Source organism: Tepidibacillus decaturensis, assembly GCF_001561915.1.
Classification (GTDB): domain Bacteria; phylum Bacillota; class Bacilli; order Tepidibacillales; family Tepidibacillaceae; genus Tepidibacillus_B; species Tepidibacillus_B infernus.
Genome location: NZ_LSKU01000001.1, coordinates 639,930 through 665,387, shown reverse-complemented (window position 1 = coordinate 665,387; position 25,458 = coordinate 639,930). Strand labels below are relative to the sequence as shown.

Below are 25,458 nucleotides of genomic sequence, written 5' to 3'. Positions count from 1 at the left end.
GTTTCCCCTCTTTCTATACCATTTTAATAATACTGCTCTTTGAAATAAAATCCAGTAGTTAATGGTCTTTGATCTGTTTGTAATTTTTCGACCTCTTCAATCGATACGGATGTCGACTTATTTTCTACATATTCGTCAATAGCCTTTCGATAAAGAGCCGTTACTTTAACTAGATAATCGGTTGTCTTTAAGAGCCCTTCAATCTTTAAGCTATCGATTCCACCATCAATAAATAAACCTAAATGTTCAATCATACAAATATCATCACAGCTCATGATATGCGTACCATGTAGATCCTCGAACACTGGATATTGCTCATCAGGTCGTTTATGCTCTCTTAAAAATAAATTACTTTCCTTTGAAGTATCTTTCTTTTTCTCAGAACCTGTATAATTCAAATAACTTGATACCAATTCTCGTTTCGAATGGAAGATACAGGTCATCCCATGAATTTGCACCTGGACTTCCATATTGACGTGTTGTTTGATCGCAATCACTTCTTGTAAAGAAAGCTCTCTAGCTAAAATAGCTCTTGTAGCCCCCTTGCTTGCCCAATAATTTGCCGTTTCATAGCTGGTAGAAGTGGTTTCCGTATTCCAATGCAAGGCTAAGTCAGGTGCCACCTCTTTTACAGTCATTAGTACAGCAGGATCACCAAAAACAATAGCATCTACTTCTATTTCAGAAAGTTTTATTATATAATCCTCTAGACCTATAAGAGCCTGATTATGAAAAAGAGCGTTCATTGAAACATAGATCTTCACATTTTGATTATGAGCGATCTCCACCGCTTGTTGGATCATCTCTAAAGAAAAATCCCCAGGAAGTCTTAATCCATAGGCTTCTCCACCTATATTAATAGCATCAGCTCCTGCTTGGATTAACTGTTGCAATTCATCAAGATCCTTTGCGGTCACTAACAGTTCTGGTTTTTTGATCGTTTGCATCTCATTTATTCCTCCGTTTTATAACATACTGCCAATCCATCACCAATGGGAATAAACGATGTGGATAGTTTGGGAAAAGTAGCAATAAAATCATTAAAGTCGCGAATCTTTCTTAACATTGGTTTTGTTTCAGCGATTGTTGGATCAGCCACATATCCTCTAAAAAGGACATTATCAAAAACAAAAACTCCCCCCACCTTTAATAACGGAAAGGTTAAATGGAAAAATTCCTTATACTTCCCTTTTGCGGCATCGATAAAAATAAAATCTGCCTGTGGCAAAGTTGGTATGACTTGTATGGCTTCTCCCTCATGTAGGATAATCTGTTTATCTAACTTCATTTGTCGAAAATGCTCTCGAGCCTTGGCCGCCATGCTCGCTTTTCTTTCAATCGTGTGAATGGTTGCATCTGGCGCCGCTTGAGCTAACCAAATCGTAGAAAAACCAATCGCCGTCCCAACTTCTATAATGGTCTTAGGTTTAATCATTTGCAGAAAAAGCTGAATTAAACGGATGCTTGGAACCTGAATAATCGGGATTTCTTGCGCTAATCCTTCTTGTTGTATCTTGTAAAGGAGTGGATCTTCAATCGGCATTAATTGAGTCAGGTACTGTTCCACTTCCTCATTTATAAAACTCATTGGATGTTTTCACCTCTAATTTTTCACACTACGTTCTATATAATAACATATTGATAGTGTTAATTTGAATAAGTTTATTTATTTTATTTTCTTGATCTCGCATCATTTTTTTGGTGTTCTGCAAACGTCTTGGAAAAATAATGTTCACCTGTGTTATCTTTTTTGGTTACATAAAAATAATAAGGATTATTGGTTGGAGAAACTGCTGCTTCAATCGATTTTATTCCTGGATTACTAATTGGTCCAGGAGGTAAACCAGGATAGATATACGTGTTGTATGGGTTATCGATCTTCAGGTCATTATAAGTTAAACGTTCTTTTTGTTTGCCTAAAATATATTGAATGGTAGCATCAACTTGTAGATTCCAATGATCGTTTAAACGATTGTATAGAACCCCTGCAACAATAGGTCTCTCTTTATCTACGACGACTTCCCTTTCGATAATTGAAGCAAGTGTGATAATTTGACCCATATCCATTTTTCTTTTCTTTATCGTTGTTGTCCATTCAGGTTTCCACTCTTTTTTAAATTGCTCCAACATTACTTTAATAATTTCTTCTTCTGTGGCTCCTTTTTTTACTTCGTAGGTTTTTGGAAATAAGTATCCCTCTAATTTATATTTGACATCTGGATTACTTGGGATCTGTTTAAAAAAATCATCTGCTACAGATCCTATTTTTGCCAATTGTAAAAATTTTTCCTTATTGATGATTCCTTGTTCTGATAAATTAGCAGCGATCTGCTCAACGGTATAGCCTTCAGGAACAGTGAAACGAACAATATCTAGAATAGCATTTCCTTCTACAAGAGCTTGTACGATTTCCTTTAATGACATATTATTAGACAATTCATATTTTCCCGCCTTAAGCCCAGGGGCTTCCCCAGTATACCTTACATACCATCTAAAAAAGAACTCACTTTTAATTAACTGATTTTCCTTAAGAATTTTGGCGATTTGGTTAGGATGACTTCCTTTTGGGATCTCGATCACTCGTTGATTAGCTTGAGCGTTAGGTTGAACAGGCTGTAATTGAGAATTGATGTAACCGATTAAAAAGATGCCAATTACCAATACGAAGCCAACGATTGAAATGCCCCATTTTCTATTCATATCAGGTTTCTCCTCCATTTTGCAATCGTTCATACATCTATTAACCTTATAAAATTAGCATAATTAAGATAAAAAAACAATGAGAGAGGAAAAATATCCCTCTCTCATTTCTTTAATCTTCGTGAAAAGTTAACTCATCAAATAATTCAGCAGCTTCTTCCCACTCATCATCATCTTCAATATATTCTAGTTCAAGCTTACCATTTTCATCTTTAACGACCTTTAGCACTTCGATATCCCCTTTTTCATCATCTGGGGATTGAAAGAAAGCATAATGAGTATTATCCACGATCAATTCTAAAAGTAATTGAAAAACATGTTCTTGGTCGTTTTCGTCATAAAGAGTTATTTCAGAACCAAGTTGTTCTTTTAATAGATGTACTTCCTTTGCTTTTCCACTTTTCATCTTATACGCCTCCGCTATACATTAAATTCATGGTCAAGAGTGTTAAATACCTCTTCAACAAGATCCCACTCTTCTTCATCCTGTATCGTAAACAATGTCATATCTTCTCCATTTTCTTCATAGCGAAAAGCATAAACCTCTGCTTCTTCTTCATCATCTGGGATATCAGTAGGAACGACTAGGATATAGTGTTTATCCTCGACATCAAATTGATAAAGGATCTCGAATTTTTCCTCATTTCCATCCTCATCAGGAATAAAAATAAACTCTCTATCATCCACTTCTTTGTTCATCATTTTCACCTCTTAAGATCTAAATAGCCTTGTAATATAAGCATAGCTGCCATTTTGTCAATCACTTGTTTTCTCTTTTTTCGACTTACATCTGCTTCAATTAAAGTTCTTTCCGCTGATACAGTCGTTAGACGTTCATCCCAAAAACGAATCGGTAATTGAAAAGTTTGTTGTAAAATCTCTGCAAATTCTTTAATCATTTCTGCCCTTGGTCCTAAACTGCCATTCATATTCTTAGGAAGTCCTACCACAATTTCCTCTACTTGATATTCGCTAATGATTTGTTGCAAACGGGTGATATCTCGTTCCAAACTTGTTCGGCGAAGAACCTCTACCCCTTGGGCAGTCCAACCTAATTCATCGCTCATAGCAATACCTATCGTTTTTTCGCCAACATCTAAACCCATGATTCTCATATTTTACCTCTAATGTTAGAAATGATCAAATTTAAAAGGGGGACATGATCCCCCATATGCTTATTCATGGTGTTGCTTTAGGTACGATTTTACTAATACCTCGATGAGTTCATCCCGTTCCACTTTTCTGATGAGATTCCTTGCATTATTATGTCTAGGAATGTAGGCAGGGTCACCAGATAATAGGTACCCAACGATTTGATTAATTGGATTGTACCCTTTTTCTTTCAATGATTCATGAACGAGAAATAAGACTTCTCTAGCCTCAATCTCCACATCATCCGATCTAACATTAAATTTCATGGTATGATCCATCGAGTTCATCAACAACACCTCTTTCGATTTTACAAAATAGATCTCTATTTCTATTATAATTTTATTGTAACCGATTTTATATATTCAGTCACGTAATTCAATGCTTCTTGTAATTTTTCTGGATCTTTTCCACCTGCTTGCGCCATGTCAGGTCGGCCACCGCCGCCGCCACCAACTATACTTGCTAGTTCTTTAATCAATTGACCTGCATGGAAGCCTTTTTTCACCAAGTCATCACTTATAGAACCAACAAGGTTTACCTTATCATCTTGGACAGAAGCAAGAACCAAAATACCTGAAACTATTTTTGTTCTTAAATCATCAAGGAGATTTCGCAAGCTCTTCATATCCATTGGCCATACATTGACCCGTAATAATTGAATACCATCGATGTTTTCTAACCGGTCTGCTAGGTTTTTGGCTTCAATATGACTTAGTTTTGCTTTTAAAGATTCATTTTCCTTCTGAAGTTCTTTAATTGTAAGCTGTAACCCTTCTACTTTTTGTGGTACATCAGATAGAGTTGATTTTAACTCTTTTGCTAATGATTTTAAAGTGGCTAATTGCCCATTTAAATATTCATATGCGTATTTACCTGTCACTGCTTCAATACGTCTAATGCCTGCCCCAATACTACTTTCAGAAATAATTTTAAATAAGCCGATTTCTGCAGAATTGTTTACATGGCAGCCACCACATAATTCCAGACTATAATCCCCTACTTGGACAACACGTACAACTTCGCCGTATTTTTCACCAAATAATGCCATAGCCCCCATTTCTTTAGCCTCTTGGATAGGTTTAATCATCACATTTACACCTTGGTTAGCCCAGATTTGTTGATTAACCTTTTGTTCTACTTCAGCTAATTCTTTCTCAGAAATAGCTCCAAAATGGGAAAAGTCAAAACGCAAACGATCTGCTGCAACCAAAGATCCAGCCTGATTCACATGTCCACCAAGGATATCTTTCAATGCTTGGTGTAATAAATGAGTTGCTGTATGGTTTTTTACGATACTCCTTCTAGCTTCGCGATCAATTTCTGCTAAAACTTGATCACCTGTTTTAAATGAGCCTTTGACAACTTCCACATGATGAAGGTGCTGGCCATTTGGAGCTTTCATTACATCGAGTACTTTCATCAATTCCCCATTTTTACCTTTGATCAGACCTTGATCAGCAATCTGACCACCGCTTTCTGCATAAAAAGGAGTTTTTGTAAGTAACACTTGAGCTTTTTGGTTTTCCGTTACAAAATCCACAAGTTGATCTTGGACAAGCAGATGACTTATTATTGTATCATTCACTACCCATTCATTATAACCAACAAACTCACTCTTATCCTTAATATCTGCTAAAACCCCACCTTGAACACGCATACTATCAACGTCCTGCCTAGCTGCTCTTGCCCGTTCACGTTGTTGCTCCATTTGTACTTCAAAGCCTTGTTGATCCACACTTAATTGATGCTCTGCTGCAAAATCTTCTGTTAAGTCTAGTGGAAAACCGTAAGTATCATAAAGTTTAAATGCTTCTTCTCCACTAATCACCTTACGTCCTTGTTCTTTGGCTTCTTTAACCATTTGTTCTAATATACTTAGTCCTTCAGTCAATGTTTCATGGAAACGCTCTTCCTCAGTTCGGATCACTTTTTCAATAAATTCTTTCTTATCTAAGACTTCAGGATAATAGTGTTTCATGATTTCTCCAACAAGTGAAGTAATGGAATATAAGAATGGCTTTTCAATTCCAATGGTTTTCCCGTAGCGAACTGCTCTCCTAAGAAGTCTTCGAATAATGTAGCCCCTACCTTCATTAGAAGGTAAAGCACCATCTCCGATAGCAAAAACGATCGTACGAATATGATCAGCAATCACTTTAAGGGCTACATCTGTTTCCCGATCTTTATGGTAAGTTACCCCTGCCAGATTTGCAACTGTTTCAATAATGGGAAGAAATAGATCTGTATCAAAGTTTGTTTCTACCTCTTGCACTACAGAAGCCATTCTTTCTAACCCCATTCCAGTATCAATGTTCTTTCTTGGTAATGGAGTATAACTGCCATCAGGATTATGGTTAAATTGAGAAAATACCAGGTTCCAAATCTCGAGAAAACGTTCATTTTCCCCTCCTGGATAGCATTCTGGATCAGATGAATCACAGTAATGCTCACCACGGTCATAGAAAATTTCCGTGTTTGGTCCACTAGGTCCTTCCCCAATATCCCAGAAATTATCTTCAAGACGAACAATACGTTCATCAGGAATACCTATCTCATGATGCCAGATTTGGTAAGCCTCATCATCTTCAGGGTGAATGGTTACAGAGAGTTTGTTTGGGTCAAATCCCATCCATTTTTCATCTGTCAAAAACTCCCATGCCCAATGAATGGCTTCCTTTTTAAAATAATCACCAATCGAAAAATTACCTAACATTTCGAAAAAGGTATGGTGTCTAGCCGTTTTACCCACATTCTCAATATCATTGGTACGGATTGATTTCTGTGAATTCGTGATTCTTGGATTCTCTGGGGTTTTACGACCATCAAAGTATGGTTTTAACGTTGCAACCCCACTATTGATCCATAATAAACTTGGATCATCATAAGGGATAAGTGAAGCACTTGGTTCAATCTTATGTCCTTTAGAGATAAAAAAATCTAAGAATCTTTGTCTAATTTCATGTGAACTCATTTTTTTCATAAAACAGTCCTCCATTTTTATATTGTGAATAATTGATGTTTACCAGACTTGATTAAAATTACCTACGATTTTTTGCGTTGGAATAACACTGATAAAAGCTTTTTCATCTTCAGATAAAATGGTCTTTTTTAAAGTAGACCATTGGACATTAACGATGACACAAAATAGAACTTGTTTATCTGAATGGGTATACGCACCATTAGCGTTCCAAAAAGTAACCCCTCTTTTCATCGTCTTTGTAATCGCCTCTGCTACTTGTTCCCCTTTACTGGTTACAATCATAACAGTAATTCTTCCTACATGGTTTAATAACACATCATAAGTCCTAGAGGTTGCATAGATAGAGATCAATGTATACATTGCAATTTGGGGGTCAAAAAAGTAACCAGACGCCAGCACAATAAGTGAATTAATCACTAATGTGATCCGGCCAATATTCAAAGCAAAATATTTTGCAACTACCCTAGATACAATATCGATTCCGCCTGTAGAACCACCTAGTCTTAAAACGATCGAAATCCCAATTCCGGAAATAATTCCCCCAAAAATAGCAGAGAGTAGAATATTATCAGTCCAGATATAATGAACAGGGATCACACGCAGGAAAAAAGCTAAAGAGGCAACACTAAGTGCGGTATACCCAACAAATTTTTTTCCTAAAAATTTATATCCCAATATCAGTAATGGAATATTATAAACTACGTTTTGAATGCCTACAGACCACCCAAATAAATGGTAAAGTAAAATTGCAATCCCAGTAACACCACCAGAGATTAAATGGGAAGGTACGATTAATGAATTAATGCTAAACGCCAGAATCGCTGTTCCCATCAACACCCCAGCCACTTCAATGATCATTTTCCACCAATGTTTCTTCTCTTGCATCGTTCTTCTTGTTCGCCTCCACTTCTTTCCATAAAAAAAACACCTCATCCCAATCAGGGACGAAAGTGTTGTCTTCACTTACGCGGTACCACCCTGCTTACTTAGGCAAAACGTTAAAATCGTTTAACCATAAGTCGCTCTTTCCATCATTAACGGGATGACCCGAAGTTCATCTCAGGATTAGCTTTCAATCATCCTTCATCTAAAAGTTCTTTCAGCCTAAGGAACCTTCTCTCTTACAGATGGTCTATGATTTACTGGATCCGTCATCGATATCAAAACTTTTCATTTTGGCAATATTATATCGACCGTTAAGAAGAAAGTCAACTAATGTCTTGAAGAATAGTATAGCCCAATATGTTGAAAAATCACCTTCAATATTGCAAAAATAGGAACAGCTAAAATCAGTCCTGCAATCCCTCCTATTTCTCCTCCCACTAATAAGGAAAGAATAATAAAGAGTGGATGAATATGTAAAGATTTTCCAACTATTTGTGGAGCAAATACATTACTTTCAAGGGCCTGAACCATCAGATTGACTGCTAAGACGGTCAATCCCATTTTCCAAGAGATACTTAATCCCACTATAATCGCTGGAGCAGCACCCAAAAAAGGTCCAAGGTAAGGGATAATATCGGTGATCGCCACAATAAAAGCAAGGAATAGGGAATAGGGTAAGCCAATGATCATATAACCAATATAAGCCATAATCCCTACAATTGAAGCCACTAATAATTGACCTCGAATATAATTTCCTAATGCCTCATCAATATCTTTAACTAAACGAATCATTTCTTTTCTTCGTTTTTTGGGTACAAAAGTAATTACCGTTTTTTCAATCAACTTAAAATCTTTTAAGATATAGAAAGTAACAAACGGTACCAAAAAAATCGTAAAAAGAACGCCTATTGTATTACTTATCCAATCCGTAACATTGGTAAAACCTGTCGAGATTTTCTTTTCAAGATTTTCAAGTGTTGAATCGATTCCATCTTGAAATGAATCGGGAATTGGATACTCATGATTATGTCTAATATTTTCAAGCCAACCTTCCAGCTTGCTAACCATGTTAGGAAGATACTCACTCAGTTCTTTCATTTGTGTAATCATCAAAGGAAAGGCATGAAAAAGAATGATGGCCAAAGACCCAAAAAACACAATATAGATCAATAATACTGCAATCGATCTTGGTACACCTCTTTGATGCAATTTGGTAACGATTGGATGTAATAAATAAGAGATGATGACTGAAATAAAAAAGGGCAATAAAAGATGACTTAAGAAAAAGAAAATTGCAGCAATTACAGGACTTAGTTTTACAAGTAAAAGAATAGCTAAAAGGAAAAGTATCGTTAGTGTGAGAAAAAAGAATAATTTTTTGTGAGGCCAATTTTCCATTTGTTTGTCCATTCTTTTCCCCCTTTCTGTCCCTTTCTATAGACAAGTATATGTTGTTTTATCTGTTTTTACGCATAAAAAAAGGTTTGTATATTCCATCACGCTCCGTCATCCGTGCCCTTCTATGAATAAAGATACGGAGAGAAGGGCACTTCTAAAGGTCGCTGCTTATGGAATATACAAACCCCAATAAATAGCGGATGAAAGTAGAACTTTCTTTAGATAAAAGAACGAAGTTTGCTATGCAAACTTCGTTCTAATATCACCACTTTATCTGGTTCTAACCATTCTGCGAAACATTCTCGATGTGCCAATCAAACGGAATAAACCTAGTCTACCCATCATATTAATCATCATATTCATTGCTTGATTCATCATACGCTCTGTTTTAGATGAACGCCGCATCATCCTTGTTACTGCCGCAACGAGTCCACCTATAATCATGATTTGTGCTAAGCGACCCATAGATTCAACCTCCTTTAGAGTGATTCTTGGATTCTTAACTCATCTTCCGTGAATAAATCATCTAGAGAACTTAGGCTGCCATCCTCTTCTACCTGATAGGTGGTAAGACGGTCTCCTTCAACAGCTAATTCAATAAAACAATCCCAGCAATAATACTGGTTATTTGCGATCTTCCCTATATTACGACGATGGCAATTAGGACAGGTTAACAAAATAAACTTCCCCCTTAAATTGATTCCTCATCCATAATAACGTCTTGAACTTCATCTTGGGGTACAATCATTGCATCTTCTCCAAGCACCATTCTTTTTGGGTATTGAATAACTTTTCGACCCTCTGTTACATCGGTAAGGAATCCATCAGATAATTCATACCCTAATATTTTCCCCATTTCTTCCATAAAATAAACATCTTGAATTTGTCCTAATTCATGACCATTCGTCGTAAAAACAGGTAATCCTTTATAACGTTTTTTCCCAGAATAGATCCCGAAGTACTGTTCAATCAGATCTAAGGAAGTTAGAAAGCGTTTTGTGCCTACCGTAATTGCATCATCCCCAATGGCACCAATGTGTTCAAATGCTAAATATTGCCTTTTTCCAAATAGGCCATCGGACTCAACTGCAATTCCTTTAAGTTCTCCATTTTCATCAAAATACACGTCTTTTGTAACGCCAATTTTTTTGCCAGAACTAAGATCAATAACAGGTAGACCTATAACATCTTCTGTTTTCCGCAAATTAACCTTCCCTCCCTTATATAAGGGATATAGTTAGTATACGCTTATTTACGTTTTCGATTTACGATGTTAACAATTTCTTTGGCAGCTCTTTCTATATCTTCAAGGGTATTTCCATAACCAAAACTAATTCGAATGGCAGACTTAGCGATAGGATCAGGAAGATGCAATGCCTTAATAACACGGGTTACATCAATGGAACCTGCTGCACAAGCTGATCCACCTGATATTGCGATCTTTTTCATATCTAGACTTACAATCATCGTTTGCGTATCAACGGATGGAAAACTTATATTAAGAATACTAGGAACACCATGAAGGTCCCCATTGATAAAAAACTCCTCTTCCCCTAACTTTTCCTTCCATATTTTAATCATTCGATTTTTAAATTGTTGCGCTTTTTGCCATTTTTCTTCTCTTGTCTCAGTAAGAATTTTTGCTGCCTCTCCAAACCCAACAATTCCTGGTACATTCTCCGTACCACCTCTTCTATTCCTTTCCTGATTGCCCCCAATTAAAGGTCTTATTTTCACATCTTTATGAATATATAAAGCACCTACTCCTTTAGGACCATTAATTTTGTGGGAGGAAACCGTTAATAAATCGACAGGCAATGTAGAAACATCTATATCCATCACAGGAAAGGCTTGTACCGCATCCGTATGAAAAAGAATCCCCTTTTCTCGGGCAATATCTCCAATTTGTTGAATTGGCTGAATCGTTCCAAGTTCATTATTCACATACATTACACTAATTAAAATGGTGTCGTTTCGGATCGCTTGTTTCAATTGATCTATTTCGACTATTCCTTGTGAATTGACAGGCAAATAGGTGATTTCAAAATCAAACTGCTTTAAAAAATCGACTGCTTCAAAGACAGCTGAATGTTCAATTTCCGAGATGATAATGTGTTTTCCCTTCTCGCGTTGAGCTAATGCAGCTCCTACGATAGCCGTATAATCGCTTTCAGTCCCCCCACTGGTAAACACAATTCTTGTCGGATGCGTATGTAATGCTTTTGCTACGTAAACTCTTGCATCTTCTATGGGTATCTTTGCAATTTTACCTTTGGAATGGAGGCTTGATGGATTGCCAAAACGCTCCTGTAAAAAAGGAGTCATTTTTTCAAAGACCTTTGGATGAACAGGTGTGGTTGCTCCATGATCCAAATAAATATCGTTCATACTAATTTCTCCCTTTCTTTATTAATCCTCACATTAAATAAATGGATAAAAAATTGCATGACAGGTCCTATCATGACAGAAGCAATTACAGTCCCAATAAAGACAGGACCACCCAAAACCCAACCGATGAGGAGTGCAATCATTTCCATCATCGTTTTTATTTTACCTATACCCCAATGAAAACGTTCAGATAAAACAAGCATCAAACCATCTCTAGGGCCTGGCCCCAATTTTGAAGTAATGTACATACCAGATCCCATGCCCATAAAAATAATACCAAGAAATAGAAACGTTATTTGAGGAATGATCATTTTCATGGTTGGTAACAGATACAAAAAGAGATCAAGAAACCAGCCAACAAAAACCATATTAAGAACGGTACCAATCCCAAGTATTTTTTTATCCATCAAATAACTTACTGCAATCACGACGATTCCCACAATTTGTGACCATGTACCAACTGTTAAACCAAGTGTTTTATATAATCCAATATGGAGAACGTCCCAAGCAGAAACCCCTAAATTGGCTTCAATAATCAATGAGATGCCTAAACTCATCACAATGATCCCCATAAAAAATATAATCATACGTATGAACCATTCATGTTTGCTCATTTTACCTCTCCTCAACCAACACATTCTCTCTCTACAATTTACAATTCACTTATTAAATATTATTGTTACTTTCTTTTCCTTTGTTGCAATTTTGCTTCCATCCCTTGATCACTTGGAAAGTAATACTGTGTTTCAGACATTCCATTTGGCAAATATTGTTGTTCTACAAAATGATTGGGATAATTATGAGGATATTTATATCCTATGCCATGACCTAGCTGTTTTGCTCCTTTGTAATGAGCATCCCTTAAATGAGATGGAACCTGACCTAGCATTCCCTTTCTCACATCGGAAAGAGCTGAATCTATAGCTTGAATCACCGAATTTGATTTAGGACTTTCTGATAAGTAAATCACACATTGAGCTATGTTTATTCTCGCTTCAGGCAATCCAACAGCTTGAAGGGCATGTAGGGTCGCAATAGCTTGTTCTAACGCATTAGGATTTGCCATGCCGATATCTTCTGACGCATGGACAATGAGTCTTCGGACAATCAGTTTGGGATCCTCACCTGCTTCCAGCATTCTAGCCATCCAATATAGAGCTGCATCTGTTGCACTACCCCGAATTGATTTAATCATGGCACTCATCATATCATAGCGTGCATCCCCTGTATCATAACGAATCGCAGGTTGTTGAATGGACTCTTCAGCAATAGCCAAAGTTACTCTAATTTTTCCATCCGCATCTGGAGGGGACGTGGTTACCGCTAATTCAAGAGCATTTAGAGCCTTCCTTAAATCTCCGTTTGCCGTATAGATGATGTGTTGCAAAGCTTCATCTTCCATCTCAACTGGCTCATTACCTAGTCCGCGTTCTTTATCTGTTAAAGCCATTTCTAAGGCTTCTTTCATTTCATCTTCTATTAAAGGTTCTAGTCGAAATAATTGACTTCTAGATAATAGGGCTGAATTTACCTCAAAGAAGGGATTTTCAGTCGTTGCCCCAATTAAAATCAGATCGCCCTTTTCAACAGAAGGAAGAAGGGCATCTTGTTGTGCTTTGTTAAAACGATGAATCTCATCTAAAAAAAGTATCGTTTTTCTTCCGTAAAGTCTAACTTGTTCAGAAGCTTTTTCGATTACTTCTCTCACCTCTTTGACCCCTGCACTTACAGCATTAAGGCGAACAAATTCACTCTGTGTCACTTGACTAATCACATAAGCAAGACTAGTTTTTCCTGTACCCGGAGGGCCATATAGGATGATCGATGAAATCCTATCTGCTTCAATCGCACGACGAAGAAGTTTTCCCTTACCAACAATATGCTTTTGACCAATATATTCATCTAGATTTCTAGGACGTAAACGATCAGCAAGCGGAGAAAATTGGTTCGTTGTTGAAGAAAATAAATCATACATGAATCAGCACTATCCTCGTTTCCTTAATTGTTGTACCACTTTCGTAAAAATATTTACAGTCTGTGTAATATCCTCATCTTGAATTTCGCGATGAGTGGTTAAACGGATTAAATATTCTCCAAATGCACTTCCAAGGATACCAAATTCCTTTAATTCATTTAAAAACTGAACGGCTGTAATGCCCAACTGTTTTATATTGATTAAAACAATATTAGTTTCAACATGTTCAAGGTCAATCTGAATTCCTTCAATTTCATTAATCCCTTTTGCCAAATCTTTTGCACGATGATGATCTTCTGCGAGTCGATCAACCATCTTGGTTAAAGCAACAATTCCAGGTGCAGCCATTAAACCAGACTGTCTCATTCCTCCACCAAGACGTTTGCGCCATTTTCTAGCCCGTTCTATCCATTCTTTTGGCCCGGCTAAAATAGAACCCATTGGTGCACTTAACCCTTTAGATAAACAGACTTGAACAGTGTCTACATATTTGGTAAATTCTTTGACACCTACATCTAATGCTATCGCTGCGTTAAATAAACGAGCTCCATCTAAATGAACAGGTATGCCCTTTTCTTGTGCCAACTGGTAAACTGCTTTCATATAATCAGGTGGAATAACGACTCCTCCTGCACGATTATGTGTATTTTCTAAGCCAATCATTGCCGTTTGCGGAAGATGAATATCTCCTTCTTCACGAATCGCTTCCCGAATTTTATCAAGCGGCATTCTTCCTCTTTCACCTTGAATCGTTCTTGTTTGTACCCCAGCAAGGGCAGCTACTGCTCCAGCTTCATAATAAAAAATATGTGAATCAGCTTCTAGAATGATTTCATCCCCTGGCTTGCCATGAGTTAAGACAGCAATTTGATTCCCTTGTGTACCACTTGTTACAAATAAGGCTGACTCTTTCCCCAGCATTTCAGCAGCAAGAGTTTCCAGTTTTGTAACGGTTGGGTCTTCGCCATATACATCGTCACCTACTTCTGCATGATACATTGCCTCACGCATTTCTTGAGTAGGTTTTGTTACAGTATCACTTCGTAAATCGATCATCTTGTCTCACTCTCCCAGAATTAATTCTTTTAAAAAATATCATATCACCATGTGGCTTCTGTTTATAGCGCTTTTTCAAATTGGTGAATATATTCAATTCCTTCCTGCCAGTTTTTAATTCTCGGAATATCAACAGGATAATCCTGATTATACTTGGCATCCATGATGATGGTGTGTATCTTTTTTGCTAAAAGGTTATTGATATGCTCAGGGTCATCCTCAAAAAAAGATCAATTCCTAATTGATTAGCAACGGTTCCTTTATCATGTGCATTCATAAAAAGATTTTCTCCATTATATGGAAAATTATGTTTTTTTAGCCACTCGATTGTAATCTTTCTAATCCGATCCGTATCAGGCCTTGCAGTGATAAAATAAATCAAATTTCCTTCTCTCTTTAATTGTTGTAATGCTTCAGGTGCATGTTCAAGTGGGATTCCAACTGTGTAAATTTTGGCTTCAAGTTTGCGCCAAATTCTTCTCCCTTCTTCTTCAGATAATCCATACGGTTCATCTAAATAAAAGGTTGTGACTTCATCTTCTTTTACATCGCGATTCAATACTTCATTATACAATTGAATCGCTGTTCTTTGTGTTTGTTTAATCGTTCCGTCTATATCAATACCAAGTCTCATACAATTCCCTCCGACATAATCTCTTTACTTTATTTACTATATCACTTCTTTAAATCATTCATAAATGAAATCTACATTTTTCTGCACATTTTTTTGGGCTTTTTATTTTTTAAAAGATAGGGTATACTTTAATTAGATATTTAGAAATTTATCTAAACATTAAACTAACCTTGATTTGCCCCAAGAATAATAGTGGAAAGGCAGGTGTGTATTCATGTCATCATTTAATCATACATTTAAGGCCTTATCAGATCCGACGAGAAGAAAGATTATTCAATTATTAAAAGAAAAGCCATTAACGGCTGGAGAAATCGCCGATCAATTTGCAATGACAAAGCCAAGCATCTCCCATCATTTAAATATCCTGAAACAAGCAGATATGATTCAGGATGAAAAACAGGGGCAATTTATTCTTTATCAGCTGAATACGACTGTTTTTCAAGATATTATGAGCTGGATGATCGATTTAACCGATCAAAAAATCAAGGAGTGAAAATCATGAAAAAATCAGATTGGTTTTTATTAGCCATTATTTTGTCTACGTTTGCCATTGGTCTTATTCTTTCTCCTCAACTTCCAGATCAAATCCCAACCCATTGGAATATACAAGGAGAAGTCGATTCCTATGGTGAAAAATGGCAGGCGATATTGCTTTTCCCTGGTTTGAATTTGTTTTTATTTTTCTTGTTTTTCGTCACACCGAAAATTGATCCAAGAAAAGAGAGTTATGCTAAATTTGCTGGGGTTTACATTGTTTTCCGATGGAGTATTCATTTGTTCCTTGCTCTGATCTATCTCTTAACCTTGTTATATGCAATCAAAGGAGCAGACCAGATCCCTAATTATCTACGAGTTGGTTTTATCGTTCCATTTCTTGTTTCTGTGTTATTTATTATTATTGGCAACTATTCCGGAAAGATTAAGGACAATTATTTTATCGGTATACGTACACCTTGGACATTATGTAGTAAAGAGGTCTGGTACAAAACTCATCGTCTGGCAGGAAAGTTATTTGTGATCACAGGGATATTAGGTATCATCGGTAGCCTTTTCCAAGGTATGATTGCTTTTATCCTTTTAATTGGCTCCCTTCTCATCTCAGTAGGGGTAATCACTTTATATTCATACCTACAATATCAAAAGGAAATAAAGGGGAAATAAATGAAAAAACCAAAATAAAGAAATTAAGCAAAAATCGCTTAATTCCTTTATTTTTATGATTGAATAAGTTCACGCACAACCACACTAGCTAAAATCATACCCGCAACTGGTGGAACAAATGCGTTGCTGGCTGGAGGTCTTTTTTCTTTGCGAATTTCACTTGTTTTTTTGCCGACCACTTGATAAAGATCTTCTTGAAGTGCGATTGGTTTTTCTGGAGAAAAAACCACTTGTACTCCTTTGTGAATTCCATGTTTTTTTAGCTGTTGTCGAATTACTCTAGCAACTGGATCTGTATGTGTTTTGGAGATATCTGTAACGACAAACTGGGTAGGATCCATTTTATTGGCAGCACCCATGGAGGAAATAATAGGGACATTTCTTTTTTTACTTTCAAGAATAACTTGGATCTTACATGTCATCGTATCAATCGCATCAACGATGTAATCAGGCTGATGAGAAAAAATCTCCTCTGAAGTTTCTTCATTGTAAAACATATGTAAAGGAATCACTTCACAGTCAGGGTTGATCTCTTTGATTCTTGTTACCATCAGCTCTACCTTTGACATTCCTACAGTGGAAGTTAAAGCATGGATTTGTCGATTGATATTGGTGATATCGACAACATCCTTATCAACTAGAATAATTTTTCCAATAGCTGAGCGAGCTAATGCCTCTGCAGCATAAGAACCTACCCCACCAACTCCTAATACGACCACAGTACTATTTTTCAGAATTTGAAGATTTTCTGATCCAATTGCTAATTCTAACCTTGAAAACGCATGTAACATGAACGATTTCCTTTCTCAAATTCGTTATACTCATCAATCTTTTTCATTTAATTTATCAATTTGATACTATGTAAATTCAGATGAAATGTATATTACAACAAGCTCCGTCATCCATGCCTTTTTTTGAAGAAAAAGCAAAAAAAGAGCCCCGGGTATGCCGTGTTTCCTAGGTTTTGAACCTGCTCTCGCAGGTGGGTGTCCTGTCTTTGATTTCATAGGTCCAAGATAAATCATGGCTTCTTATCCACCAAAGAACCCGAACTCCCGTAAAAAAGGTGTTGGCTCAAAACTGTCGGTACTTCACGTACAACTTAGGGCTCTTATTGTTAACTTGTAATTTTATGTTACCATATGGATAAGCCGAAAATCAAGTGGGCTTTGTTACAAAATCTTTACCAATCTAACTTGTCTATTCTTGGCCATCTTTTTCAATCTGCAAATGAAGCTCATTTAGCTGTTTTCTATCAACTAGAGTTGGGGCACCTGTTAATAAGCAATTGGCTCCAGCTGTCTTTGGAAAGGCAATGGTATCTCTCAGATTGCTTCGTTTGGCTAGAAGCATAATGATTCGGTCTAACCCAAAGGCAATTCCTCCATGGGGTGGAGTTCCATATTCAAAAGCTTCCAATAAAAAGCCAAATTTTTCCCAAGTCTCTTCTTTGGAGAATCCTAAAGTCTGAAACATCTTCTCTTGGATCTCCTTTTTATAAATCCTCATACTTCCTCCACCTAATTCGTACCCATTCAACACCATATCATAAGCTTGAGCTCTCACCTTAGCTGGGTCTGAATCTAACAATGGAATGTCTTCGTTTTTTGGCATGGTAAATGGATGATGTTCTGCTACGTATCTTCCCTCTTCGTCATCATAAGCAAGTAGAGGAAATTCAGTCACCCATAAAAATTGATAAACATCATGAGGTATTAAGTTTAAATCTTTACCTAATTTAAGACGCAGATTTCCTAATGCATCCGCCACCACTTTCTTTTGATCGGCAACAAAGAGTAGTAAGTCGCCATTTTCTACTTCAAGGATGGCTTTCATTTGTTTTAATTCTTCTTCTGTCACAAATTTAGCAATCGAGCCTTTGACCTCACCTTCTTTAAAAGCAAGCCAAGCAAGACCCTTAGCACCAAAACGAGTAACAAATTCTGTTAATTGATCAATCTCTTTTCTACTATAATGGGCACAACCCTTTGCATTGATCGCTTTAATTTGCCCCCCGTTTTCAATCGTATTTTTGAACACTTTAAACTCACTATCTTTTAAGACCTCAGATAAGTCTTTTAATTCTAAACCAAAGCGAATATCTGGCTTATCTGAACCATATCGATCCATGGCTTCCTGGTAAGTCATGCGTAAAAAAGGACGCTCAACTTTGTAGCCGATGGTTTCTTGGAATAAGCCAACCATCATTTCTTCCATAAGATCTTGAAATTCTTGTAACGGCATAAAGGACATCTCAATATCCACTTGTGTAAATTCAGGTTGTCGGTCTGCACGCAAATCCTCATCTCTAAAGCAACGTGTAATTTGATAGTATCGTTCAAAACCAGACACCATTAAAAGTTGCTTATATAACTGTGGGGATTGGGGCAAGGCAAAAAAATGACCTGGATGTTTTCGACTGGCAACAAGATAGTCTCTTGCACCCTCTGGTGTACTCTTGGTAAGCATCGGTGTCTCAATATCTAGAAAGCCATGTTTATCCAAAAAATTACGAATAAAGATCATAGCTTGATGGCGCAATATCAGTGTTTTTTGCATTTCATTTCGCCTTAAATCAAGGTAACGATATTTTAGACGCAAAGTCTCATCAATATCTATATGATCTTGAATGAAAAAGGGTGGATTCTTTGCTTCATTGATGATTTGGATCTCTTTTACATCAATTTCTATTTCTCCTGTCGCTATATTTGGGTTAATCGTTGCTTCATCCCTTTTAACAACCATCCCTTTTACAGCAATAACATATTCGTTTCTTGCTTTATCCGCAATCTCATGAGCATCTTTTGAAGCTTCTGGATTGAAGATCAATTGAACAATTCCACTTCGATCCCTTAAATCGATAAAAATGAGTCCCCCAAGGTCACGCCTTTTTTGAACCCAACCACTTAATACAACTTCTTCACCTATATGTTCTGTATTAAGTGTTCCACACTGATGAGTTCTTTGTAGTAACATCTTTCTTTCCTCCTATTCCTCTTTAAGTTTACTTTTAACTATCTCAACAATCGTTGATAAAGATACTTCCTCTTGATCCCCTGTTTTCATATTGCGGACAACAATTTTATTTTGATTTAACTCATCATCCCCCAAAATCAAGACTAATTTTGCTTGTAGTCGATCAGCAGCTTTCATTTGAGCTTTCATTTTTCGATTCAGATAGTCTTTTTCTGCAGAGATTCCTTTTTCACGTAATTCATCTAAAATCTTCATGCTAACAGCTTGTACATTTTCCCCTAGAGTGACAAGATAAACATCGATTCCTTGATCAAGATCTAATGCCACTTCTTTTGATTTCAATGCCAGGGTGATTCTCTCCATGGAAAAGGCATAACCAATACCGGGAACATCATCACCGCCAATTTCAGCTACAAGCCTATTGTAACGGCCACCTCCACACAGGGTTCCTACAGCTCCAATACCTTCTGACATGATTTCAAAAGCCGTTTGTGTGTAGTAATCTAAACCACGTACTAATCTTGGATTCTCCACATATTGGATTCCCATCTGATCTAAGTATTCTTTCACTTTATGATGATGAATTCTACAATCTTCACATAAATACTGATCGATCGTCGGTGCATCTTCTGTGACTGCTTTACAGGTTTCATTTTTGCAATCTAACACCCTCATTGGGTTGCGGTCGATTCTCGACTGACAATCTTTACATAAATGATCTTCAACTCCATGTAAATGGTTCACAAGCTTTTCTCTATAGACTGGACGACAGACTGAACAACCTACACTATTGATTTCTAAGCGAAGTTCATTAAGCCCCATTTCTTCAAACTGACGCATCGCCATCGAAATCACTTCTGCATCAATACTTGGATCACTACTTCCTAATACCTCAACACCGATTTGTGTAAATTGACGTGTTCTTCCTGACTGAGGCCTTTCATAGCGAAACATCGGCCCAATATAGTAAAGTTTAGTAGGATCTGGATTTGCAAAAAGTTTGTTTTCCACAAAGGAACGAACAACAGAAGCTGTTCCTTCTGGGCGTAAGGTTAAACTACGATCCCCTCGATCTTTAAAAGTATACATCTCTTTTTCAACAATATCTGTTGTCTCACCAACACCACGTTGAAATAACTCAGTATGCTCAAAGATGGGAGTCTTAATCTCCTTATAATTGTAGCGCTTGTAAATATCTTTTGATTTTTGTTCGACATATGTCCACAATTCTGTTTCTCCAGGTAAAACATCAGCTGTACCTCTTGGAACATGAAACTTCATAACGCTCCTCCTTACAAAATTCTTGTTTATATTTTCCTGAATGAAAAGATTGAAACCAATAAAAAAATCCCTCTCCTGATGTTTTTCTTTCATCAGGGACGAGAGATACGAAGATCACCCGTGGTACCACCCTTTTTGGATAAAATCCCACTTCATTCCCATTAACGTTGGTAAACGCTACTTGGTTACTTCCAAACATTTTCACCAAGAGTCCTCTAGGATGTCTTTCCTTAGGTCGTAATAGAGAGATGATCTCAGCCTATTCATCCCCTCTCTGGCTATCCGTTTCCTAACTACTCTTCCCTTCACAGGATCCTTATTAAATCATATGTCACATGCTATATAATCATCATGTATTATTATCGATCTTTATCATACTTTGCTAAATAAGGAATGTCAAGCTACCACTTGAAAAATTTCATTTAGTTTCTCTATCTTTAAGTCAATTTGCGTTTCAATCGTTTCAATATAAACTTTTGGTTCTTTCGGATTTGGGAACCGTATGACTATATTTGAATTTGGCGGTATCAATTTGCTTACCGCTCCACACCCTAAACCAATAATCGTTTGTTTTTCTTCCATAATAAGAATGTTATAAATGCTTTCTCTGTTTTCTAAAGCATATCCTACGTTTTCTAAATTACCTAGCATATTTTTTTGACGGTACAAATAATAGGGATGATAATGATGTTCTCTTGCCCATCGGCTAGCTAGATCCATCATTTTTCTAATTTCATCTTTATCAATGATATCATATTCTGCTTTATTCTTTGTCAAATAAGAAGCTCTTTTAAAAGCCATGGTGTGAACAGTAATCGATTCCGGTTGTAAATTTGTTAGTTGATCAAGTGAGTACTGAAGTTGTTCCGTTCTTTCCCCAGGTAAACCAATAATTAAATCCATATTGATATTGTCAATCTTCATTTTTCTTGCTAAGTGAAACTTTTCAATCGTTTCTTCTACTGTATGATGGCGGCCAATGAGGTCTAATGTTTCTTGCGTAAATGTTTGCGGATTAATACTAATCCGGTCTACCTTCCATTTGTTTAACACGTTGATTTTATCAAGGGTAATCGTATCAGGTCTACCTGCCTCAACAGTAATTTCACGAAGATCTGCTAAATCAATCCATTGATTTAATTGCGCAAAGATTTGATCTAATTGTTCGGCTTCTATACTTGTAGGTGTTCCTCCTCCAAAGTAAATGGTTGTCACCTTACGACTTGATTCTTTTAACCATTTCCCTATTTTTTCAATCTCTAAATGTAAGCCTTTTAGGAAACCATCAACGGTTCCATTCCTCCCTTTAATTGAATAAGCAGGAAATGTACAGTAAGCACATTTTGTTGGGCAAAACGGGATACCTATATAAAGGCTGACTTCCTGATTAATCTCGTATAGGTCAGGGATTACTTTCAATTGTCTTTGAACAATCTCTCTTAACAAAGCGATTTTGTTTGGCCTTAATAAATATTCCTTCTCCAGAAATTGATCCACTTGGTCCATTGTCATCTCTTGCAGCAATTGATGGTAAAGCTTAGTTGGTCTTATCCCTGTAAGAATTCCCCAATCTTGTTTTTCACCTGTGATATCTTCTAAGATTTTAAGCCAAAGATGCTTTACCGCTTGTTTTGCGACCTTTCGCTTTTCTTCTTCTGTTAGATTCATAGAAACGCTTCGTTCATAGGTATAGGATGTGGCTTGTTGATTTTTTATCACTTCACCCTTTACTAAGACAAAATCTTTACCATATTGTTCATCTATATTGACCAGATAAGCTTCTTCCTCAGCCTTTTCTTCAAAGAGGAGTTGATCAGTTTCCGTTTTAAATAAATCAAAAATCATTTCAATCTCTCTTTTAAATGGATGATCTTTTTGTTGCCATATGATCTTCATGTATCTAGCCTCTCCCACCTTTTAATCATGAATGACGGTGCAAACGAGAAGATGTATCCTTTCCAATATCTCTAGTCATTTCATTCATCTTGGCTTCGTCGATTTCAATTTGATCACACAAATCTAAAGAAACCTTCTGGTTCCATTGTCTTGCTAATACTTCTTTCTTTGATTGATGCAAGAAAATCCCTCCACTCATCTTCTATCCTTAGTTTCTCCAAAGTTTTCTTCATTCAATCCTAAGAATAGAAAAAGTTAAGGGACACTACCTACCTGATCATATTTAGGTCTCTAAGAGGATGGTCACTGGCCCATCATTCGTAAACTCTACATCCATCATCTCACCAAATACACCTGTTTCAACATGAACGCCTTTTTCACGAATCAGTTCATTTAATCGTTCGTAAACTTTTCTAGCTATTTCAGGCTTTGCTGCATTCATAAAGTTGGGGCGACGCCCCTTTCTAGCATCTCCATATAAAGTAAATTGGGAGACAGATAAAACACTTCCTTTGATATCAAGAAGAGATAAGTTCATTTTCCCTTCTTCATCTTCAAAAATACGTAAATTCACGATTTTATCTGCCATAAATTGAAGATCTTCTTCTCCATCATCATGAGTAACGCCTACTAAGATCATTAAACCATAATCAATGGCGCCTACTACCTGATGATTTACGATAACCTTGGCTTTTTTTGCCCGTTGAACCACAATTCTCAAAGCAAGACTCTCCTTCTAGCATGTTTGCTATTGCATAATTCTACGAACGGTATAAACGTCCTTAACCCTTTTTATCCGCTCTACCACAGAATGTAAATGTTCTGTATTATGAATTAAGATGGTCATTAAAATAGAAGCCATCTTATTTTTGTCTGATTTGCCAGTAACTGCTGTCATATTCGTTTTTGTTTCAGAAACTGCTTGTAAGACTTCATTGAGCAAGCCTCGACGATCCATTCCAATCACTTCAATATCTACATTATAAGAATGTTCTTGAACATTATCCCATTCGACCTCTATTAATCGTTCTTTATCTTCAGGGATTTGGATATTTGGACAATCTTTACGATGGATGGAAACTCCTCGTCCTCTAGTAATAAAACCTACAATTTCATCACCTGGTACAGGGTTACAACAGCGGGAAAAACGTATGAGGAGATTATCGATCCCTTTAACTTTAACCCCTGCAGCCATTTTTTTCTTAACAGTATTTGTGGGCTGACGTAAATCAAAATTTTTAATCGTATCTTCATCACTTAATTTTTTACCCTTGTCTGTTAAACGAGTTACGATTTGGGCTGCTGTAATCCCACCATAACCAATGGCCGACATCATGTCTTCTTCGTCATTAAAGTTAAATTTTGCTGCTATCTCCTTTAGTAAATCAGAAGTCATGTATTGAATCGGGTCATAACCTTGTCTTCTTAATTCCCTCTCGATATTTTCTCGACCTTTTATTACATTTTCTTCCCGTTTCTCTTTCTTAAACCATTGCTTTATCTTACTTCTTGCATGAGAAGACTGGGCAATCTTTAGCCAATCCTGACTTGGCCCATAGCTATGTTTGGAGGTGAGGATTTCTACAATGTCACCTGTTTTTAATTGATGATCAAGTGGTACAATCTTTCCATTCACCTTTGCACCGATACAACGATTTCCAACTTCAGTATGGATGCGATAAGCAAAGTCTAAAGGTACTGAACCTTGAGGTAATTCTATCACATCTCCCTTAGGGGTAAAAACAAAGACCACATCAGAGAATAAGTCCATCTTTAGGGACTCCATGAATTCTCTTGCATCCCGGTAATCATTCTGGTACTCAAGAATTTCTCTAAACCAAGAAAGCTTGTCCTCAAAAGAATGCTCAGAATGTATTTTCCCCTCTTTGTAAGCCCAATGGGCAGCAATACCAAATTCAGCAGTGTGATGCATTTCATAGGTACGAATTTGAACCTCTAAAGGCTCCCCTTTTGGTCCAATGACAGTGGTGTGCAGGGATTGATACATGTTTGCCTTAGGCATAGCAATATAGTCTTTAAATCTGCCAGGCATTGGTTTCCATAGCGTATGAATCGTCCCTAAAACAGCATAACAATCCTTAATACTTTCGACAATCACGCGTACGGCTAACAGATCATATATCTCATTAAATTGCTTATTTTGTTTTACCATTTTGCGGTAAATGCTATAGATGTGTTTGGGTCTTCCAGAGATTTCTGCTTCAATGCCCACATCTTCCATTTTATTTTGAATGGATTCGATGACTTTATTAAGATAATCTTCCCGCTCTGCTCTTTTTTTCTTCATCAGGTGGACAATCCGATAATATTGCTGTGGGTTTAGATAACGTAATGCGGTATCTTCTAGTTCCCATTTGATCGTAGATATTCCTAAACGATGAGCTAAAGGTGCAAATATTTCTAATGTTTCATCTGCAATGCGCCGTTGCTTTTCTTCAGGAAGATGTTTTAGTGTCCGCATATTGTGTAGCCTGTCTGCTAACTTAATCAATATGACACGAATATCCTTTGCCATTGCAACAAACATTTTTCGATGATTTTCAGCTTGTTGTTCTTCTTTTGACTTGTATTTAATACGTCCTAATTTAGTAACCCCATCTACTAATCTTGCAACTTCTTGGCCAAATCTTTCTGTTATTTGTTCTAAGGTTACCTCTGTATCTTCTACGACATCATGAAGAAGTCCAGAAATAACCGTTACCATGTCTAATTGAAGATCAACTAAGATTTCAGCTACCTTTGTTGGATGAATAATATAAGGTTCTCCTGAACGCCTTGTTTGACCTTCATGTGCTTTTTTGGCAAAGAAATAGGCATCTTTAATTAGATCAATATCTTTGTCAGACATATATTTACTTGCTTTTTTAACCAATTGTTCTATTGCCAATTCTAATTCCATATCTATTCACCTATTCTATGGTCAACTAAATGACGAATCGGGTAGGAGGCTGGCCA

General features: G+C 36.8%; 27 protein-coding genes, 1 other RNA gene and 1 other annotated feature. Of the genes, 2 read left to right on the top strand and 26 right to left on the bottom strand.

All coding sequences use genetic code 11. From position 1 onward, the window contains the following. Positions 1–23: 23 nt before the first annotated feature. The 18 genes from U473_RS03140 to U473_RS03055 form a co-directional block, all read right to left on the bottom strand. Complete coding sequence (locus tag U473_RS03140) at positions 24–938, bottom strand: peptidase U32 family protein (protein ID WP_068727421.1); 915 nt, start codon at positions 936–938, stop codon at positions 24–26. 14 nt (positions 939–952) lie between these two features. Beyond that, positions 953–1,588 (bottom strand): O-methyltransferase, encoded by a 636-nt coding sequence (locus U473_RS03135; RefSeq protein ID WP_068723247.1) that lies wholly within the window; start codon positions 1,586–1,588, stop codon positions 953–955. A gap of 83 nt (positions 1,589–1,671) precedes the next feature. Beyond that, entirely contained in the window at positions 1,672–2,700 is a 1,029-nt protein-coding gene (gene mltG, locus U473_RS03130; RefSeq protein WP_235589057.1) for an endolytic transglycosylase MltG, read from the bottom strand. A gap of 112 nt (positions 2,701–2,812) precedes the next feature. Next, positions 2,813–3,106, bottom strand: coding sequence for a DUF1292 domain-containing protein (locus U473_RS03125; RefSeq protein WP_068723245.1), 294 nt, complete (start codon positions 3,104–3,106; stop codon positions 2,813–2,815). 14 nt (positions 3,107–3,120) lie between these two features. After that, positions 3,121–3,402: a DUF1292 domain-containing protein gene (locus U473_RS03120; RefSeq protein WP_399167585.1), complete on the bottom strand. Its 282-nt coding sequence runs from the start codon at positions 3,400–3,402 to the stop codon at positions 3,121–3,123. A 2-nt stretch (positions 3,403–3,404) separates the two neighbouring features. Next, positions 3,405–3,815 (bottom strand): Holliday junction resolvase RuvX, encoded by a 411-nt coding sequence (gene ruvX / locus U473_RS03115; RefSeq protein WP_068723243.1) that lies wholly within the window; start codon positions 3,813–3,815, stop codon positions 3,405–3,407. Between the two features lie 60 nt (positions 3,816–3,875). After that, on the bottom strand, positions 3,876–4,139 hold the full coding sequence (locus U473_RS03110; RefSeq protein ID WP_068723241.1) for an IreB family regulatory phosphoprotein: 264 nt from the start codon (positions 4,137–4,139) through the stop codon (positions 3,876–3,878). 44 nt (positions 4,140–4,183) lie between these two features. Further along, on the bottom strand, positions 4,184–6,832 hold the full coding sequence (gene alaS, locus U473_RS03105; protein ID WP_068723240.1) for an alanine--tRNA ligase: 2,649 nt from the start codon (positions 6,830–6,832) through the stop codon (positions 4,184–4,186). A 39-nt stretch (positions 6,833–6,871) separates the two neighbouring features. Continuing rightward, positions 6,872–7,717: a YitT family protein gene (locus tag U473_RS03100; protein WP_068723238.1), complete on the bottom strand. Its 846-nt coding sequence runs from the start codon at positions 7,715–7,717 to the stop codon at positions 6,872–6,874. 327 nt (positions 7,718–8,044) lie between these two features. Next, entirely contained in the window at positions 8,045–9,127 is a 1,083-nt protein-coding gene (locus tag U473_RS03095; RefSeq protein ID WP_235589056.1) for an AI-2E family transporter, read from the bottom strand. Positions 9,128–9,385: 258 nt separating this feature from the next. Continuing rightward, positions 9,386–9,580, bottom strand: a complete 195-nt coding sequence (locus U473_RS03090) for a hypothetical protein (protein ID WP_068723236.1) — start codon at positions 9,578–9,580, stop codon at positions 9,386–9,388. Between the two features lie 14 nt (positions 9,581–9,594). Beyond that, on the bottom strand, positions 9,595–9,792 hold the full coding sequence (locus U473_RS03085; protein ID WP_068723234.1) for a hypothetical protein: 198 nt from the start codon (positions 9,790–9,792) through the stop codon (positions 9,595–9,597). A 14-nt stretch (positions 9,793–9,806) separates the two neighbouring features. After that, on the bottom strand, positions 9,807–10,319 hold the full coding sequence (locus U473_RS03080; RefSeq protein WP_068723232.1) for a PRC-barrel domain-containing protein: 513 nt from the start codon (positions 10,317–10,319) through the stop codon (positions 9,807–9,809). A gap of 44 nt (positions 10,320–10,363) precedes the next feature. After that, positions 10,364–11,503, bottom strand: coding sequence for a cysteine desulfurase family protein (locus U473_RS03075; RefSeq protein WP_068723230.1), 1,140 nt, complete (start codon positions 11,501–11,503; stop codon positions 10,364–10,366). After that, the gene (locus U473_RS03070; RefSeq protein WP_068723228.1) at positions 11,500–12,117 is read right to left on the bottom strand and encodes a YczE/YyaS/YitT family protein; all 618 of its coding nucleotides are present in this window, start codon (positions 12,115–12,117) and stop codon (positions 11,500–11,502) included. Before U473_RS03070 ends, U473_RS03075 begins: the two co-directional genes overlap by 4 nt. Positions 12,118–12,182: 65 nt before the next feature. Then, complete coding sequence (locus tag U473_RS03065) at positions 12,183–13,478, bottom strand: replication-associated recombination protein A (RefSeq protein ID WP_068723227.1); 1,296 nt, start codon at positions 13,476–13,478, stop codon at positions 12,183–12,185. Positions 13,479–13,487: 9 nt separating this feature from the next. Further along, positions 13,488–14,534 carry a low-specificity L-threonine aldolase gene (ltaE, locus tag U473_RS03060; protein ID WP_068723226.1) on the bottom strand — a complete coding sequence of 349 codons (1,047 nt, stop codon included), beginning with the start codon at positions 14,532–14,534 and terminating at the stop codon, positions 13,488–13,490. A 187-nt stretch (positions 14,535–14,721) separates the two neighbouring features. Further along, a complete protein-coding gene (locus U473_RS03055) occupies positions 14,722–15,168 on the bottom strand; it encodes a 5' nucleotidase, NT5C type (RefSeq protein ID WP_068723225.1) in 447 nt (148 codons plus the stop codon). Between the two features lie 214 nt (positions 15,169–15,382). On the opposite strand from U473_RS03055, the gene U473_RS03050 reads away from it, so the two are divergent. Beyond that, positions 15,383–15,661: an autorepressor SdpR family transcription factor gene (locus U473_RS03050; RefSeq protein ID WP_068723219.1), complete on the top strand. Its 279-nt coding sequence runs from the start codon at positions 15,383–15,385 to the stop codon at positions 15,659–15,661. A 5-nt stretch (positions 15,662–15,666) separates the two neighbouring features. Then, on the top strand, positions 15,667–16,329 hold the full coding sequence (locus U473_RS03045) for an SdpI family protein (protein ID WP_068723217.1): 663 nt from the start codon (positions 15,667–15,669) through the stop codon (positions 16,327–16,329). A gap of 53 nt (positions 16,330–16,382) precedes the next feature. On the opposite strand, the gene U473_RS03040 is transcribed toward U473_RS03045, so the two are convergent. The 8 genes from U473_RS03040 to U473_RS03005 all read right to left on the bottom strand — a co-directional run bounded on the left by U473_RS03040 (position 16,383) and on the right by U473_RS03005 (position 25,351). Beyond that, positions 16,383–17,120: a tRNA threonylcarbamoyladenosine dehydratase gene (locus tag U473_RS03040; RefSeq protein ID WP_068723215.1), complete on the bottom strand. Its 738-nt coding sequence runs from the start codon at positions 17,118–17,120 to the stop codon at positions 16,383–16,385. Positions 17,121–17,261: 141 nt separating this feature from the next. Beyond that, a non-coding RNA gene (gene ssrS / locus U473_RS03035) (6S RNA) lies at positions 17,262–17,441 on the bottom strand. A gap of 88 nt (positions 17,442–17,529) precedes the next feature. Continuing rightward, positions 17,530–19,305 (bottom strand): aspartate--tRNA ligase, encoded by a 1,776-nt coding sequence (aspS, locus tag U473_RS03030; protein ID WP_068723213.1) that lies wholly within the window; start codon positions 19,303–19,305, stop codon positions 17,530–17,532. A 12-nt stretch (positions 19,306–19,317) separates the two neighbouring features. Continuing rightward, positions 19,318–20,586 (bottom strand): histidine--tRNA ligase, encoded by a 1,269-nt coding sequence (hisS, locus tag U473_RS03025; RefSeq protein WP_068723209.1) that lies wholly within the window; start codon positions 20,584–20,586, stop codon positions 19,318–19,320. A 91-nt stretch (positions 20,587–20,677) separates the two neighbouring features. Then, positions 20,678–20,904, bottom strand: a binding site (T-box leader). A 78-nt stretch (positions 20,905–20,982) separates the two neighbouring features. Then, positions 20,983–22,482 (bottom strand): coproporphyrinogen III oxidase, encoded by a 1,500-nt coding sequence (locus U473_RS03015; RefSeq protein ID WP_068723205.1) that lies wholly within the window; start codon positions 22,480–22,482, stop codon positions 20,983–20,985. A gap of 25 nt (positions 22,483–22,507) precedes the next feature. Further along, positions 22,508–22,663 carry a hypothetical protein gene (locus U473_RS14715; RefSeq protein WP_161937273.1) on the bottom strand — a complete coding sequence of 52 codons (156 nt, stop codon included), beginning with the start codon at positions 22,661–22,663 and terminating at the stop codon, positions 22,508–22,510. Between the two features lie 102 nt (positions 22,664–22,765). Further along, the gene (gene dtd, locus U473_RS03010; protein WP_068723203.1) at positions 22,766–23,203 is read right to left on the bottom strand and encodes a D-aminoacyl-tRNA deacylase; all 438 of its coding nucleotides are present in this window, start codon (positions 23,201–23,203) and stop codon (positions 22,766–22,768) included. A 27-nt stretch (positions 23,204–23,230) separates the two neighbouring features. Further along, positions 23,231–25,351, bottom strand: coding sequence for a RelA/SpoT family protein (locus tag U473_RS03005; protein WP_407701941.1), 2,121 nt, complete (start codon positions 25,349–25,351; stop codon positions 23,231–23,233). Positions 25,352–25,458 lie beyond the last annotated feature (107 nt).